This window comes from Aerococcus urinaeequi (genome assembly GCF_001543205.1).
Classification (GTDB): domain Bacteria; phylum Bacillota; class Bacilli; order Lactobacillales; family Aerococcaceae; genus Aerococcus; species Aerococcus urinaeequi.
Genome location: NZ_CP014162.1, coordinates 111,404 through 126,335, shown reverse-complemented (window position 1 = coordinate 126,335; position 14,932 = coordinate 111,404). Strand labels below are relative to the sequence as shown.

Genomic DNA, 14,932 nt, shown 5'->3' with positions numbered 1-14,932 from the left:
GTGGGATTTGTATTAATAACAGGATAAATAAATTGAAGGATGGGATAATATGCAAGCAGTAATTACAGTAATTGGTAAGGATAAGGTTGGTATTTTAGCGAAAGCAGCCACTAAATGTGCAGAATTAAACGCAAATATTGTAGATGTTGAGCAATCAATCATGCAAGATCTTTTTACCATGGTGATGATCGTCAATATTGATGGTTTAAACGTTGAATTTGAGGACTTTAAAAAAGAAATTAAAGATGCATTAACTGCGATGGAAGTTTATGTAATGCACGAAGATATTTTTAATGCCATGCATAAAATTTAAGTCAGTTAAGGAGAAACAAACATGCTAGAAATGAATAATATCATTGAAACAGTTTCAATGATTAAAGACAACAATTTAGATATTCGAACAATTACAATGGGGATTTCACTGATTGACTGTGCAGATCCAGATATCGACCGTGCCTGTCAAAAGGTATACGATAAAATCACTACTGTTGCCAAAGACTTGGTGAAAACCGGTGAAGAAATTGAAGAGAAATACGGGATTCCAATTGTCAATAAACGGATTGCTGTAACCCCAATTTCTCAATTATTAGCGGCTTCAGGTGGCGACCCGTTAAAATATGCCCATATCTTAGATAAGGCAGCCAATGCAGTTGGCGTCAACTATATCGGTGGGTATACAGCCTTAGTTCATAAAGGATTTTCTGCTGGGGACCGTGCTTTAATCGAATCAATTCCACAAGCGATGGCTGAGACAGACCACGTTTGTTCATCCGTTAATATTGGGTCAACACGTGCAGGGATCAACATGGATGCTGTTAAAATCATGGGTGAGGTTGTCCGTAAGGCGGCTGAATTAACCCAAGATAATGAAAGCATGGGGGCCTCTAAGATTGTCGTCTTCTGTAATGCTGTTGAAGACAATCCATTTATGGCTGGTGCCTTTCACGGTCAAGGGGAGCCGGATGTTGTGATTAACGTTGGGGTTTCTGGACCAGGTGTTGTCCGCAATGCTCTTGCAGAATTGCCAAAAGATGCATCTCTTGAAACAGTTGCGGATACTATTAAACAAACAGCTTTCAAAGTAACTCGTATGGGTCAGTTAGTGGGGACAGAAGCCTCTAATATGCTAGGTGTACCTTTTGGAATTGTAGACTTATCATTAGCGCCTACGCCAGCTGTCGGCGATTCTGTAGCTCATATCTTAGAAGAAATTGGTTTAGACCAAGTGGGTGCCCATGGTTCAGTAGCGACTCTAGCTATGCTAAACGATGCAGTTAAAAAAGGCGGTATCATGGCCTCATCAAATGTTGGTGGTTTATCAGGTGCCTTCATTCCAGTAAGTGAGGATGCAGGGATGATTGCTGCTGCAGCTAACGGTACTTTAAATATTGAAACTTTAATGTCGATGACAGCTGTATGTTCAGTTGGTTTAGATATGATAGTTATTCCTGGTGATACAACGCCTGAAATTATTTCAGCGATTATTGCCGATGAAGCAGCGATTGGGATGATCAATTCCAAAACAACCGCTGTTCGTGTGATTCCAGCTATAGGTCGCCGTGATGATGAAGTCTTGAACTTTGGTGGTTTGTTCGGTGAAGCTTCTGTTATGCAAGTAAATCGAACTTCTCCTAATACCTTTATCCACCGTGGTGGTCGTATTCCAGCACCAATTCAATCACTTAAAAACTAGTTTTTTTATCATAAGTAAGGCCCTTATCTTTTTACAAAATAAGGGCTTTTATTTGGTTCAATGAATGAATGCGCTTATAATGGAGGGACAGTGGAAACTGAATACGTATTAAGGGGAAATTACATGAATTTATTAAATCAAACATTAACCTTAAATAATGGGGTAGAAGTCCCACAAATTGCATTAGGGACTTGGCAAACACCGACTGCTGAAGCGGTGAGTTCAGTCCGTTTTGCCCTAGACAATGGCTACAAACACATTGACGGTGCTCATGCCTACGAAAACTCTAAAGGGATTGGTGAAGGGATTAAATCTTCAAACGTTAACCGTGAAGACATTTTCATCACAACTAAGGTTCGTGGGGAATCGAAAACTTATGAAGCGGCTATGGACAACTTCTACCAAGAGTTGAAAGACTTAGATACTGACTACATAGACTTATTATTAGTCCACTGTCCAACACCTTGGCGCTTTTTCTCAAGAACTGATGAAAAACGTCCAAGCTTCTATGAAGAAAATATCCAAGTATGGCGCGCTTTAGAAGAGTTGTATGATAAAGGCTTAGTCCGTGCAATCGGGGTTTCAAACTTTAACGCCGACGACTTACAACACTTAATCGAAAACACAAATATTAAACCTGTTGTAAACCAAATCAAGTACCACATCGGCTATACGCAAGACGATATTGTATCTTACTGTGAAGCTAACGACATCATCGTTGAAGGCTACTCATCACTAGGTACAGGCCGCTTATTAGGCAACGAAGACATCAAGGCGATTGCAGACAAATACGGGGTATCCGTACCACAATTATGCTACCGTTATCCTTTGCAAAAAGGCCACATCATTCTACCAAAATCAGTTCACGAAGAATACATTCTTGCCAATGCTGAATTAGATTTCGAAATTTCTGAAGCTGATATGGCAACTTTAGATGCTTTCGTTATTGAATAACCTGATTGTCATCCTTGATAAATAAACGGAGCTAGGAAACACCTACCTCTAAAAATAAAAATCGCGATGAAATAAATTATAAATGTGATTTATCCGTTGCGGTTTTTATTTTTGACTGATTTATGTTGAAAAGCTTACGCTCTTTTTTCTAGCCGCAAGGGCTAATTGGTTAGGTCTATGCTCATAAGCAACAGTCCATCGTCATTATGAACAGCAGGTTTGCCTCTGACGTTGGTTTCTCGCATACTAAATACACCGTGCAAGCAGTCAAAAATAATTTCACCGTCAACTTTGCGTTTAGCGTAGATAACTTTTTTATTTTGTTATAATTTTGATAGATGGTGAGTCACTCATTTAATTTTTGTGTGTCACTAATCTTGTAAGGTATTTGACTCATTATGCTTTTTAAAAGGATAAAAAACCTTCAACTCTTTCTGGTTTAGAATGAGTTGAAGGTTTTTTGTTAGGGGACTAAGTTGTTTTGCAATCTCCTTTTTAAGTATCTTTTTTAGAGGCAATGTACTGTTTCACTAAGCAATCGTATTCCCGCATAATTGATGAAATGACCGGTTTTTTTATCGACTCTAATGTGATGGAATCGATGGATGCTATAGGCAATACATCGTTACCCGTTCCTGAAATAAAAGCGCCATCGATACCATTTAATTCCGTCACAGGAACATTTTGTTCAATAATATCAATTTGCTGTTGTTGGCAAATAGCTACAACTTTAGAACGGACAATACCTAAAAGAACATTTTTAGCAGGAGAAGTATAGAGTTTATCCCCTTTAACAATAAATAAATTTGAACGACTACCTTCTGTGAGGTTACCTTCTTGGTCGACTAACAGCACTTCATATGAACCTGTTTTTTCTCGTTCCGTTAGTACAGTTTTTTGATACTCTTCACGTTGAATCTTGATATTCGGATCTTCTCTTTCCAAATTCAACAAAGTTGTTTTAATGCCATTTTGATAATAGCTCGCAGGCGGATAAGAACTTTTAGTGAAGAAAGCCAGTAAACCAATGTCTTTATTCCAGATCAATTTGATATTTTGATCAGAGGCACCATTCTTATCTATAAGTTGGTATAACCGATTGATTAAAATATCATCTGAATCTGTTAAAGGAATGCCGACAGCTAGAGCAAACGCTCTGAATCGGCGCAAATGATCTTCCAAAAACAAAGGTATGCCTTCTCTAACGCGAATCACTTCATACACGTTTTTTCCTGTTAATTGTTCAAATGGATGCAAGTTGTCTGTGGATACTTCTTGATCATTATGATAGTAAAACTTTTGTTCAACATATTCCATATTTTTCATCCTCATTTATTTAATCATTGTGGTTAATTTATTCAGGAGCGTGTTAATGGTCTATTTTTAAATAAGTTTATCACTTTTTCAAAATGAAGACAGCAATGTTTTTATTAATAGTTGAATAGATACTCCTTACTATAAAGTGTAGTGAGTAGTGTAATTTTTTTACTAAATACATACTGGGAAAAAGGTATTTAATATCAAATAGGATCGAAAGTAACATATAACTTACATAGCGTGGTAGGGCTCATTTATTTAAGCTATATTTCCGTATTAGTCATAGAATGTTTATTCTCTGGTAGCGACCTTCCAATGTTAGCTTTAGTAGCAAGAATCCCTTGTCGTTTATGAGAAAAGTTCTATGGCACAGCTATAGAGGTACGAAAATAGAGAAGTCAAAATTTAAACGATTACATAACTTTTGAATTATATAAAACAAGATGATAAACTAATTTAAAATCTGAAACTATCACTTTTATATGAAGGAGAGATTCTATGCGCACAGTATCATGGCAAGGAAACGAAAAAATGGAAGTCAAAACAGTCCCGGATCCAACGATTGAAGAACCAACCGATATGATCATTCGTATTACAGCAACAGCTATTTGCGGTTCCGACTTGCATTTATATCATAATGGGAAACCGGTCATGGAAGAAGACTATGTAGTAGGACATGAGCCTATGGGTATTGTAGAAGAAGTTGGTTCTGCAGTGACCAAAGTGAAAAAAGGCGAAAGAAATAGTGGGGCTGGCAGATAACTAGCTCTAAAAATAAAAGCGCGATGAGATAATCATGAAATGTGATTGTTTTGTCGCGTTTTTATTTTTAGCGGATTTGGGAGATAAGAAATCAGTTAGACATTTATGGCGATGTTTCTTTAGATTGCGACAACGTCGCTTGTGTGCAAAATGTCCTTTAGGAATCGTCTTTTCTTCTTTGATTGTAGCTTCAACTTCTATCAGTTCTTCACCCAAATGATAAATGATTTTTTTAATACCTTCTGGCGTTTCTGAAATTTATTCAAATAAAACCATATCAATACTTTTTTAGATGGATAAAAACCCTTCAACTCTTTCTAATTTAGAATGAGTTGAAGGGTTCCATTGTTAGGAGACAGAGTTGTTTCCTAGCACATCTTTTTTATTTTTCTAACCATCTTGTTGAATATTATCTTCTTCAATTTCTTGACGACGTTGTTCATTTTCTGCACTACGCAATTTAAAGGATTCTAATACTTTTTGAACTTTAGCATTTACAGTAGCATTTGTCTTAGAACGGAAGCTTTCAAGTTTGTTCATGTAGTCATCCATCGAACCACCGATACCAAAGGTAAAGCTTGGTTGTTCTGGATCCATCGCAGCGGTAAACAATTCAGTGTTGGTTGCTGCTGATGAAGGAATTGTATAGCTTGTATCATATGGCCCTTCAAAGGTACCAGATGTTGTACCTGTTTCCGTCACAACTGTCTCCTCGTGAACACCTTCAGGTTCTTCTAAGACTTCACCAGATCCCATTGTATTCGGGTAGTAGTAGTTTAGTCGGTTACCTAAGGTTGTCCAGTAACTTAATGAACGTTGAGCTGGCGTACCGTATACGGCATTTTCAGCTTGACTATATAGGTCGCGAGTTTGCGTGATGTTATCATAACCAATCCAAGAAGTAAGGGTAACGTTTGGTGTTGAACCGTTGGCCCATAAATCCCTAAATTCTTCTGAAGTACCAGTCTTCATAAACCAGTCTAAATCACTATCCATTTGCGAATTATAAGAGGCCATAGCACCAGTAGTTGTCGCGTCTTTTAAGATATCAGCAATTACATAGGCTACATCTTCATCAAAGACGCGTTCTTTTTGCGTTTGATGTTGGTAAACCACGTTACCATTGGAATCTGTAATAGTTTCGATTAGGTAAGGTTCAACGTAAACCCCACCATTTGCGAAAGTCGCAAAGGCTGCCGCATTTTCTAATACAGTTGGACCAGTAGTTGTCCCACCAAGTGATAGGGCTAAGTTACTGAATTCATCAGTTGAAATCGCATCCTGTAAGCCCATCTTATATGCGTAAGATTGAATGTCGACGCCCTGGTTTAATAATTCATTATATAAGGCCAAGGTCGGGTTATTCATAGACGTTGACAGGGCATAACGGGCGGTTACAAAGTCATTTGAAATGGTAGTCCCAAAGTTGGTTGGCTCATAAGGGGTCCCATCTGGTTGAACGATACGAGTATAAGTATCCGCTAGCATCGTATTTGCACCAGCAATTTGCTCCTGCAAGGCCGGACCATAAGTCAAGATAGGTTTAAATGATGAACCAGGTGAACGACGAGAACTGAATGCGTGGTCAACTTGAGTGGTATCAAAGTCAATCCCACCTACAAATCCAAGGACTTGGCCAGTGTCGTTATCTAATAAAACTGTTCCATTTTGAACAGGTTCTACGACTTCAATCGGGTCACCATTTTCATCTGTTGATTCTGAATAATAGGTGGTACCAAATGAAGCAGAAAATTCTTGAACGGTTGAGTTCATTGTTTCGTAAATATCGGGATCGACTGTCGCTTTAACGGTTAAACCACCGTTACGCATTTGACTTTCAGCCTCAGCATAATATTGGTTGTATAACTGATCATTCGCGTTAACATCAGCCATAGTCAGTCCATCAGCCGCTACTTTTTGTGCCATCAAGATATCAATAGTTTCAAGTTCAACCGCTTGATAGATGTATGAATTACGTTCATCTGGTACTTCTTCGCTGGTTCCAGTACTTAGGAAGTCTTGGGTAATATCGTAATTAATGGCATCTTGATACTCTTCTTCAGTAATATAGTTGGTTAACCGCATTCTTTGTAAGACTTCATGCGAACGGGTAATCCCATCTTCTAAATATTCTGCATCTTTTAATTCACCAGATTGCAAGAAGGGGGTATAAGTATAAGGATTTTGCGGAATACCCACTAAAAAGGCTGCTTGTGCTAAAGTGACTTCACTCGCTGATACACCGAAAATCCCTTGGGCTGCTGTTTCAATCCCTGCAATATTTTCCCCTTTATTATTACGTCCGTATGGTGATTCATTCAAGTAACCTTGCAGAATCTGCTCTTTTGAATAGTGGTTTTCTAACCGCATCGCTAGCAAAATTTCCTTCGCCTTACGTTCAAAAGACACTTCATTGGTTAATAGTTTTTGTTTGATCAACTGTTGGGTAATAGTTGAACCACCGGAAGTCCCACCTACACCAAGGAAGGTTGAAGCACCTGCCCGGATAATGGCTGACGGTACGACACCATCATGTTCGAAGAAGTTTTCATCTTCCGTAGCCACTAAACCATTAATGATATACGGACTAACATTTTTCAGTTCAGTATTTTCACGAACCAAGTCAGCACGAATACTAGAAATTTCTGTATCATCACTATAAGTCATGGTAGAAATCTCACCGGCATTCTCCACCGCATTAGCAAGTTCCTCTTCAGTTGGGATTGGCATATCTTCTACCAAACCAATGAAATAGCCTGATCCTAAACCAAGCCCCAATGACCCACCAAGAAATAGGATAAGCAATAAGACTAGGAATATTTTAGCCAAGGATTTAAAAGCCACATTCACATAGAATATCACTTTTTCAGTTTTAGATAGCCCATTCCCAATTTTTTTCTTTTCTTCATTGTTTTTCTTCACTATACACACACTTTTCTATAACATATTTTATTGTAAAAATAGCTTGATTTGCCCTTAATTATATCAAAACAATTGTATACATGCTATGTGAATTCCCCCTCTGTAAAATGAATGTAAAATTAACTTAGCTCGCTTTCCTTCGTTTTCAAAATAATCTAGGGCTAAATATAGCTATATAAGCAAGGGTCTAGTAAAATAAAGGTAATACAAAGCACATGGAGGTAGAGAAAATGTCTAAAGTAATGTTGATTATTAACCCCTCATCAGGAAAAGGTGCGGGTAAAGAGATTCAAAGTGATTTAGAAAAAGCCTTGTCTGCTTCATTTGATGACGTTGAAACAAGATTCACTGAAGGAGAAGGCGACGCCAAAGACTGGGCTCGAGAAGCTAGTGATGAAGGCTGCGAAGCTGTTGTCGTCGTTGGTGGTGATGGGACTGTTAACGAAGGGATTTCAGGAATCGCTGAAGCAGATTCAACCATTAAATTTGGCTTCATTCCACTTGGGACAGCCAATGATTTAGCACGTGCCTTAGGAATTAGTCTAGAACCTCAAAAAGCAGCTGAAGACCTGGCTAATTTTAAAACGCGAAAAATTGATATCGCTAAAATAAACGACCTATACTTCTGTAATGTGGCCGCTATTGGATCAATTCCAACAGCAGTAATGGAAACCTCAAGTGAAGAAAAATCAAAATTTGGTTTCTTCGCCTATGTGCGTGATTCAATGCGTGCTGTATTAAACGATAACCAGTACACCTACAAATTAGTCTTAGACGACGATGAAGAGATTGAAATCTCAACAAAAGTATTAGTGATTGCCTTAACAAACAGTGTAGGTTCATTTGAAAACATGATTGCTGGTGCAAGACCAGATGACGGCTTATTACATATCATGACCTTAAAAGATGAAAACTTATTAGCTGAATTACCAGGTATGCTACAAGAATTAAACGGCGGGTATATCTCTGAAGCCAATAACATGATTACGTATAACGTAAAAAAAGTGTCTATCTCGGTCGTTAATGAAGACGCGGACGAAGTGAAAGTGAATATTGACGGTGAGGTTGGTCCAGCGTTACCAATTAACATCGAAGTATTACCATCACATGTGGAAGTAATGGTGCCTAATAAATAGGCTTCATTGCTATGATGTCAATACTTTGCTATAATAATCTAGTGGAATATTACATGAAAGAGGGTATATATCTTGGCAGGACATAATAAATGGAGCAAGATTAAAAATAAAAAAGGTGCAACCGATGCTAAACGGGCGAAAGTATTCCAAAAACTTTCTCGTGAAATTTATGTAGCAACGAAAGCGGGTGGACCTGATCCAGAATCAAACCCATCTTTACGTTTGGTTATGGATAAAGCAAAAGCAGCGAACATGCCTAACGACAATGTAAACCGTGCGATTGAAAAAGGTTCAAGTAACAATGCTGGTGAAGATTATGATGAAATCACTTACGAAGGTTATGGACCAGGCGGTATTGCCATTTTAGTTGAAACCTTAACTGATAATACCAACCGTACTTTAACCAGTATACGTACTATCTTTAACAAAAATGGTGGTTCATTAGGTGAATCAGGTTCAGTTGCTTACATGTTTGACCGTCAAGGTTACATCGTGATTGAGCGTGAAGGTTTAGACCTTGACGAAGATGAAATGTTAATGAACGTAATCGAAGCTGGTGGGGAAGACATGACAACTTCAGATGAAGTATTTGAAATTTCTACAGAAGCTTCTGACTTCACTGATGTTCGTGACGCCTTAGAAGCGCAAGGATTCAAATTAGCACAAGCTGAAATCACAATGGTAGCTAAAACAATGTTAGAACTACCTGAAGATAAAGCCAGCCAACTTGAAAACTTGATCGACTTATTAGAAGACGACGATGATGTACAAAATGTACATTACAATACAGAATTAGCTGAATAAAGTTATTCAATACAAATAGTGTTGGTAGAAGTTCGAAGGAACTTCCACCAACACTTTTTATATAATCAAAAAGACGGCCTATGTATACTGGCGCGAAACCAGTTTACATAGGTCGTCTTTATCTTTACTTTTTGCTATTTAAGATGCGTTTAACCACTTTAAGACGGGTAAATTCTTCACGTTCTTTCTCTTCAAGCGCAGAAGAAATAGATTTTTGCGCACCTTCCAATTGTGGAATGGTCACGTTTTGAAGGGCATTTACACGTTTTTGTGTTTTCTGCATGTTGTTCGCTAAACGATAAGCCGCATTCTCAACTTCAGCGATTTGAATCAGCAATTCTTTTACCCGACGAAAGGCAATCCTTGCTTCATCAATAGCCACTGTATTGTCATAGAATGAGTAGGCGGGCTTCATAGGTCGAGGTTTGTAATTAATTTCCGGCACCTCTGAACCCATGACACTACGTACTTTTAATTGGATATCGTCTTCAACACTCACGTTAGTTGATGCATTATGTACGCTTAAAATACCATTTTCATAAGCAGCAATTGACAATTTATGATAAGCCAACTCATAAGCCTTTTTAAGGTCATCCTGTAAGCCGGAGGCCTTATTTAGCAAATCAATCAACTCATTCATCAAGATAATCCTTTTCCGGTCCATCAATAGATAACCGTTACGGGAAAGATCTAATGTCTTTTGAATCTGCATTAAGTTCCCCTTGGTAGGGGTGTTATTAATATCCATTAATTTTCACCACCTTATACTAGGGGCTTGTCAGTTGTTTGTTGGTTTAATACCTCATCAGCTGTATTTTTGTAGTATTTATCAAGGATTTCAGTATCCATACGTGTCAATTCTTCACGTGGGAAAATACCTAGTAATTGCCAACCTAAGTCCAATGTCTCTTGGATGGTTCTTGTTTCATCTTGGCCTTGACCAACAAATTTTTGTTCGAATAACTCACCAAATTTAAGGTAAAGTTTATCAACATCCGATAACTCTTCTTCCCCGATAACAGAAGCTAAAGATTTAGCCTCGTTAGCACCAGAATAAGAAGCGAATAATTGGTTAGCTACATCAGAGTGGTCTTCACGGGTAAATCCTTCACCAATACCATCTTTCATCAAACGAGATAGTGAGGGGAGAATCCCAACTGGTGGATAAACATTTTTACCTTCAATCACACGGTCTAATACAATTTGTCCTTCAGTAATATAACCAGTAAGATCAGGAATAGGGTGCGTGATATCATCATTAGGCATGGTCAAAATGGGAATTTGCGTTACTGAACCTGGTTTACCTTTAACGATACCCGCACGTTCATAAATAGTAGCCAATTCAGAGTAAAGGTAACCTGGGTAACCTTTACGAGAAGGAATTTCTTGTTTTGCTGAAGATACTTCACGTAACGCCTCAGCAAAAGAAGTCATATCCGTTAAGATAACTAACACATGTTTACCTAAATCATAAGCCAGGTATTCAGCCGTTGTTAGGGCCACACGAGGCGTGATTAGACGTTCCATAACGGGATCATCGGCGGTGTTCACGAACATGGTTACGTGGTCCATGGCACCAGATTCTTCAAATGAACGGCGGAAGTAGTCAGCAATATCATGTTTTACACCCATTGCAGCAAATACAACCGCGAATTCTTCATCAGAATCTTCACCTAATTTGGCTTGTTTAACAATTTGAGCAGCTACTTGGTTATGGCTCATACCATCACCAGAGAAGATTGGTAATTTTTGACCACGAATCAAAGTCATCAACCCATCAATTGCAGAGAAACCAGTTTCAATATAGTCACGTGGGTAAACACGAGATACTGGGTTAAGTGGGGCACCGTTGACATCACGTTTGATGTCAGAGTGGACAGGTCCTAAATTGTCGATTGGACGACCGATACCATCAAAGACACGCCCTTGAATTTCTGGTGCCAGTTCGATTTCTAATCCGTGACCAGTAAATTGAGTATGTGTATTATCTAAAGACATTGAAGTAGTTGAGTCAAATACTTGAATGATGGCTTTTTCGCCTTCCATTGTAATAATTTGACCTAACTTTTCTTCGTTGCCATTCACGCGAAAGCGTACGATATCATTATATGCAGCGCCTCTAACACCGTCTACAACTACTAGAGGACCATTAATGGAATTTAATCCTAGATATTCTATTGCCATTATTATTCCCCCCTTAACCGTTCTCTTGCATTGCTTTTTCATAGAAGGCATCAATATCTTCAAAGTAGTGATTAAAATCATCTATATTATTATTTGAAGTAGTGTATTTCATATTGATGACATCCGTGAAAATACTTGATTTGTTTAGATAAGACATTGGCATACCCCATTGAATCAATGATTTAGCCCGGTGATGTAAGTATAAAATAACTTCCATCATTTTTTCTTGTTTAGCCATAGGAACCGCAGAGTCGACTTTATGGAAGGTGTTTTGTTGTAAGAAACCTTCACGGAAGACACGCGCAGTTTGTAAGACTAATTTTTGGTGGTCAGGTAAGACATCAGAACCAATTAGTTTTACAACTTCCATTAATTGATCTTCTTCGTGTAAAAGAGCCATCATTTCAGCACGGTTAGCTAGGAATTTTTCAGAAACGTTGGCAGTATACCAAGCACCTAAATCATCCACGTACTGACTATAAGAATTCATCCAGTTGATGGCAGGGTAGTGACGTTTATGGGCAAGTTCTGAATCTAGCCCCCAGAAACAACGTACGAAACGTTTGGTATTTTGGGTAACTGGCTCAGAGAAGTCCCCACCTTGAGGTGACACAGCACCGATAATCGATACTGAACCTTCTGATTGGTTTAAGTTACGCATGTAACCTGCACGCTCATAGAAAGTAGCAATACGACTAGCTAAGTATGCAGGGAAACCTTCTTCAGCGGGCATTTCTTCAAGTCGACCAGATAACTCACGTAAAGCTTCAGCCCATCGAGAAGTTGAATCGGCCATGATCGCTACGTCATAACCCATATCACGGTAGTATTCAGCGATCGTTAAACCTGTATAAATAGAGGCTTCACGGGCTGCTACCGGCATGTTAGAAGTGTTGGCAATTAAAACTGTACGTTCCATCAAAGGCGCATTTGAACGAGGGTCAATCAATTTTGAGAAGTCTTCAAGTACTTCGGTCATTTCGTTACCACGTTCACCACAACCAATGTAGACAATAACATCTGCATCAGCATATTTTGCAATCTGATGTTGCATAGTCGTTTTCCCAGTACCGAAACCACCAGGAATCGCAGCAGTACCACCTTTAGCGATAGGGAAGACTGAGTCGATAATCCGTTGACCAGTTACAAGTGGTGTAGTTGACTCGAAACGAGAAGCAACAGGACGTGCTTGACGGATTGGCCATTCTTGATAAGCTTTGATTTCATCAATGTCACCGTTGAATCGACGAACTTTAACCAAGATATCTTCGATAGTATAGTCACCTTCAGCAACTACTTCTACGACTTCACCAACAGTTGTAGGTGGTACCAATACTTTATGGGTAATGGCGTTAGATTCTGGGATTTCGGCGATAATTCCACCACCAGAAACTTGGTCACCGACTTTAACAACTGGCTTCACGTGCCATAAAGTTGATTTATCAAGCGAATCTACTTGAACACCACGTTTGATCATGTATCCGGATTGTTTTTCAATTTCAACTAAAGGACGTTCAATACCATCATAGATATTATTGATTAGACCAGGGCCTAACTGTACTTTAATCGGCATTGTTGTACCGTAAACGCGTTCTCCTGGACGGATACCCGCAGTTTCTTCGTACACTTGGATAGTGGTTTCTTTTTCATTGATGGAAATAACTTCCCCAACTAATTTGTCTTCACCAACGTGGACCATCTCTTGCATAGATAAGTCGGTTGGACCAGCGATTTTAACGATTGGACCCGAAATTGAATAAATTAAATTTTCGTTTGCCATTCTAGTCATCAACCTCCTTGATAGTAAAGCTATCTTCAACGTTCGCTAATAGGGTAGAGAAAGAGTAGTCAATCAACACTTGACGGTCTTTCAAGACACCACGGACGCCCCCTAAAAACTCACGGTCTGAAATTTGAATATTTGCATTTGTTTCTTCAAATAAAGTTTCAATCATACCTTGATCTGAATGGTTGATGTAAACAACCAACTCTTCACGATTTTTTTCTGCATAGTCTTTTAAGTTATTAATCATCACAACTAATTGGTTGCGGTATTCATCTGTTTGCATGTAATTTTGAATCGCATCGTTGAAATCAGCGAATAGCGTTTTTTTCAACTTTTCTTCTTGTAAGTACAAGTCACGTTGTAAGTGAATTTGACTTTGAGAAATGTTTTTATTTAACTCTTTACGCATATCTTTTTTGGCGTTTACAAATTTTGCATCAAACTCTTGATTTGTATTTTTCACAAATTCATCATAGTCTTTTTGCAAAGTTGCTCGGTATTGATTGACTTGTTCGTCAATAATATCTTGCGCTTGTTGGTTGACTTGCGTTTCAAAATAAGCAAATTTATCTTCTAAATCCATTGCTTAAAACTCCCATTCTATAATTGGATACCAATTGCATGTTGAATTGTTTCTGCAATGGTATTGGTCGCATTTTGATATTCATTTGCACCTAAGACTGAAGTGATAAGTGGTGTTGCTTGGTTAAAGCGAACATCATTTACAAGGTCTTGATTGCTTTCAATTAGAGAAGGCGAAAGATAAAGAATGCCAATACCTTTATCTGCTACTGCACGTTTAAAGGCAGGTTCAAATTCCGCAGGCTTTACAATTTCACCTTCAATACCTACTAATCGCAATCCAGTCAAAGTGTCTAAGTTATCACAGATTACGTAAGCTTTCATTATAGTTGACCTAAAATCATGAATGAGATGATCAAACCGTAAAGGGCAACCCCTTCAGCAAGACCAACGAAGATTAATGAACGACCGAAGATTGAACCATCTTCTGAAATAGCACCTAGGGCAGCTGAAGCAGCAGAGGCAACGGCGATACCACCACCAACACACGATAAACCAGTTGATAAGGCAGCAGCGATGTAACCAAGACCTGTTGCTAAACCAGCAGCGTCACCAGCAGTTTCTGCAGCAGCACCAGTTGATGCTAAAGCAACTTCTGGGTTGTAAGCTAATACGATAGCAATTAAGATACCAGCTACAACGAATACTAAGTTAGTAGTTAATGATTTTTTGTAACGATTTTTTGTTTTTTTGCCTGTGTAGAAGTAACCAAATGGTAAAACAAAACCCAATACGAAAGTTGCAACCATTGTCAGTTTAATTAATAATTCTGTTGTCATTTTTATTTTCTCC

At 38.5% G+C, this 14,932-nt stretch carries 13 protein-coding genes and 1 pseudogene; 6 read left to right on the top strand and 8 right to left on the bottom strand.

The features are described 5' to 3' along the window. Window positions 1-49 precede the first annotated feature (49 nt). From AWM74_RS00580 to AWM74_RS00570, 3 genes are all read left to right on the top strand, one after another. Entirely contained in the window at window positions 50-313 is a 264-nt protein-coding gene (locus AWM74_RS00580; RefSeq protein ID WP_016896993.1) for an ACT domain-containing protein, read from the top strand. Window positions 314-334: 21 nt separating this feature from the next. Then, window positions 335-1,693, top strand: a complete 1,359-nt coding sequence (locus AWM74_RS00575; protein ID WP_026466179.1) for a PFL family protein — start codon at window positions 335-337, stop codon at window positions 1,691-1,693. A 123-nt stretch (window positions 1,694-1,816) separates the two neighbouring features. Next, the gene (locus tag AWM74_RS00570; RefSeq protein ID WP_026466178.1) at window positions 1,817-2,647 is read left to right on the top strand and encodes an aldo/keto reductase; all 831 of its coding nucleotides are present in this window, start codon (window positions 1,817-1,819) and stop codon (window positions 2,645-2,647) included. Window positions 2,648-3,142: 495 nt separating this feature from the next. On the opposite strand, the gene AWM74_RS00565 is transcribed toward AWM74_RS00570, so the two are convergent. Further along, window positions 3,143-3,964: an aminotransferase class IV gene (locus AWM74_RS00565; protein WP_034258216.1), complete on the bottom strand. Its 822-nt coding sequence runs from the start codon at window positions 3,962-3,964 to the stop codon at window positions 3,143-3,145. 498 nt (window positions 3,965-4,462) lie between these two features. Here AWM74_RS00565 and AWM74_RS00560 point away from each other — a divergent pair. Further along, window positions 4,463-4,705: pseudogene (locus AWM74_RS00560) on the top strand (alcohol dehydrogenase catalytic domain-containing protein); the annotation flags it as partial. 411 nt (window positions 4,706-5,116) lie between these two features. Here the strand turns inward: AWM74_RS00560 and AWM74_RS00555 are convergent. After that, window positions 5,117-7,648 (bottom strand): transglycosylase domain-containing protein, encoded by a 2,532-nt coding sequence (locus AWM74_RS00555; RefSeq protein ID WP_026466175.1) that lies wholly within the window; start codon window positions 7,646-7,648, stop codon window positions 5,117-5,119. A 230-nt stretch (window positions 7,649-7,878) separates the two neighbouring features. Between AWM74_RS00555 and AWM74_RS00550 the strand changes: the two genes are divergently transcribed. Both AWM74_RS00550 and AWM74_RS00545 read left to right on the top strand, forming a co-directional pair. Further along, window positions 7,879-8,784, top strand: coding sequence for a diacylglycerol/lipid kinase family protein (locus tag AWM74_RS00550; RefSeq protein ID WP_026466174.1), 906 nt, complete (start codon window positions 7,879-7,881; stop codon window positions 8,782-8,784). A 72-nt stretch (window positions 8,785-8,856) separates the two neighbouring features. After that, window positions 8,857-9,588, top strand: a complete 732-nt coding sequence (locus AWM74_RS00545) for a YebC/PmpR family DNA-binding transcriptional regulator (protein WP_026466173.1) — start codon at window positions 8,857-8,859, stop codon at window positions 9,586-9,588. A 124-nt stretch (window positions 9,589-9,712) separates the two neighbouring features. Here the strand turns inward: AWM74_RS00545 and AWM74_RS00540 are convergent, their stop codons facing one another. From AWM74_RS00540 to AWM74_RS00515, 6 genes are read right to left on the bottom strand one after another with little or no spacing between them, the layout of a single operon-like run. Next, entirely contained in the window at window positions 9,713-10,336 is a 624-nt protein-coding gene (locus AWM74_RS00540; protein WP_026466172.1) for a V-type ATP synthase subunit D, read from the bottom strand. A 14-nt stretch (window positions 10,337-10,350) separates the two neighbouring features. After that, window positions 10,351-11,772, bottom strand: coding sequence for a V-type ATP synthase subunit B (locus AWM74_RS00535; RefSeq protein WP_026466171.1), 1,422 nt, complete (start codon window positions 11,770-11,772; stop codon window positions 10,351-10,353). A gap of 13 nt (window positions 11,773-11,785) precedes the next feature. Beyond that, window positions 11,786-13,552 (bottom strand): V-type ATP synthase subunit A, encoded by a 1,767-nt coding sequence (locus AWM74_RS00530; protein ID WP_026466170.1) that lies wholly within the window; start codon window positions 13,550-13,552, stop codon window positions 11,786-11,788. A gap of 1 nt (window position 13,553) precedes the next feature. Beyond that, complete coding sequence (locus AWM74_RS00525) at window positions 13,554-14,141, bottom strand: V-type ATP synthase subunit E (protein WP_026466169.1); 588 nt, start codon at window positions 14,139-14,141, stop codon at window positions 13,554-13,556. A gap of 17 nt (window positions 14,142-14,158) precedes the next feature. Beyond that, window positions 14,159-14,464, bottom strand: a complete 306-nt coding sequence (locus AWM74_RS00520; protein ID WP_026466168.1) for a V-type ATP synthase subunit F — start codon at window positions 14,462-14,464, stop codon at window positions 14,159-14,161. Further along, window positions 14,464-14,919, bottom strand: a complete 456-nt coding sequence (locus tag AWM74_RS00515) for an ATP synthase subunit C (protein WP_026466167.1) — start codon at window positions 14,917-14,919, stop codon at window positions 14,464-14,466. The genes AWM74_RS00520 and AWM74_RS00515 overlap by 1 nt, the downstream gene beginning before the upstream one ends. Window positions 14,920-14,932 lie beyond the last annotated feature (13 nt).